We start from the raw sequence: 1802 nt of genomic DNA, 5'->3' as shown, positions 1-1802 counted from the left end.
CGAGCGCCGTCATTCGGCGCTCGGCTACGCTACGCCCTGGTCTACACTCACGTCATCGGCGAACGCTCGCAACGCCGCTTGAAGTCAAACCTGGAGCATTACCGGTGGAGGCCGAGGTGACGTTGGAGGTCGCGGAAGCCTGTGGGGGTGTAGCAGGTGGCGCCGGCGTGGAGATCGGGGAGAGTGAGGAGGAAGCGGGTGTGGGCGGCTCGGGCAAGTTCTAGGGTGGCGAGAAGCCAGGGGAGCGGGACATCAGCGCGGGCGAGAGCCAGATGGACGGTTTGGGCGGAGGTTTCCTGACTGGACCTAAAGGCGGTGTCCTGGGCCCAGCGCTGTAGCACCTCGAAGGGGGCCTGATGGTTCCCGGTTGCCAGGAACTCGATGAGGCCTGTCGCGGGCCAGACAGCTGGCTGAGGCGCATGGATGCTGCCGGGGTCAACCGTCAGGAGGCTTGAGCCAGGGAAGGCCTCGACGAAGGGAGCCGCGAGGCTTTCTTGTCCTTGGAGGATAGCCAGGGCAATGGGGTGGCCGGTCTGGTGGGCAAGCATGAGGCGTGCGTGCACTTCTGCGGTCGTGTGGCCGACGCCAATGACGTGTTCGCCGCGAAGGAGTGCCAGGAGAAGGTTGGGCTGGAGGAGGTGCTGAAGTGAGGTGTGGCCGAGGATGAGGAGGTGTTGATGGTCTTGGAGGGTGAAGGTGGGGGTAGCGCTGAGTCGTGAGGGGTGGATGCTGAGGTCGAGGTAATGGCGTCCTGGGGGACCGAGCGTTGGGGAGGGGGCTGTGCGTTCCGCTTCCCGCGTTTACCTTTCATATGCCATATGTTTTATACGTTTTTCTCAAAATTATGTAAAAGATTTACATTTGTAAAGAGCAACAAGTAATTTTTGGAGACACCGGAGCCTTTGCCGTGACATAATGGATATATAGACAGAATAAGTAGGAAAGGAGGCTATAAAAAATATTATATATGACTCCTCCGTGAGAACATCTCTTGTGCTAAATCGCCGAAGAAAGATAGGAGAAAATGTATCACTACATCATCAGCTAATAATGCCTTAGGTCAACTTGAGTTGGATCCTAAAACAGGAGCTCCAGCTCCGTTTGCAATTTATGCTGTAGGTGGGGGTACTAAATTTTATCTTACTGTAAAGAGCGATCATAGCGGCTGTTATGTTACTTCAACCTGGGATTCCAATTATGCGACTTGGTTTCAAGGCACTTATAGTGGTGGTACTTATTTTCAGTGGAGCAACCCTGACCTTAACCTTGTAATAGCTACGAATGATGGACAACCTGCTACTTACAATAATCCAGTTATGATGATTTCAGGGTCAGGTGATTTAACTTGGATATGGAATATTATTGGAAATTTAGAACAACCTGGATATAGTGCAATACAATTAGCTAGCAACACTTCATTAAATTTGAATGTTGAATCCGGTACTGATCAGCCTTGGGAACGTGCTGAAGTATGCACATGGTCTTGGGGAGGCGGGAATCCGAATGAGCTGTGGCGGATCGTTCCTGTAAACCCTCCGCTCACCTAAAAAGTATACTATTAAACTGTATATTCTATAGTAGGAAATCTATTCTAAAACTTTATTCACAATAAGCCAAGAAAGATAACCTTCATGTCTATTAAGTACAAGGTAGTGGGACTCTAACTACCTTGTATTTTATAATTAGTCTGACCTTTTCTTATAAAACTCAGAAGTTGCACCTCGCGTAGGACAATGAATAGCCGTGCTGGCCGAGAAATTCTGCGTTTTTCGTGAAGAAGTGCAGCAAGCGGTTGAGATACA

Annotated in this window: 2 protein-coding genes; both read left to right on the top strand. The window is 50.3% G+C overall.

What is annotated here, in order from left to right; genetic code table 11:
* The first annotated feature begins 494 nt into the window (after positions 1-494).
* Positions 495-650: a hypothetical protein gene (locus ASF71_RS24430; RefSeq protein WP_156373047.1), complete on the top strand. Its 156-nt coding sequence runs from the start codon at positions 495-497 to the stop codon at positions 648-650.
* A 420-nt stretch (positions 651-1070) separates the two neighbouring features.
* Complete coding sequence (locus ASF71_RS24425) at positions 1071-1547, top strand: hypothetical protein (RefSeq protein ID WP_156373046.1); 477 nt, start codon at positions 1071-1073, stop codon at positions 1545-1547.
* Positions 1548-1802 lie beyond the last annotated feature (255 nt).

Source organism: Deinococcus sp. Leaf326, assembly GCF_001424185.1.
Taxonomy (GTDB): domain Bacteria; phylum Deinococcota; class Deinococci; order Deinococcales; family Deinococcaceae; genus Deinococcus.
The sequence above is the reverse complement of the archived record's forward strand: the minus strand, read 5'-3'. Positions and strand labels throughout refer to the sequence as shown.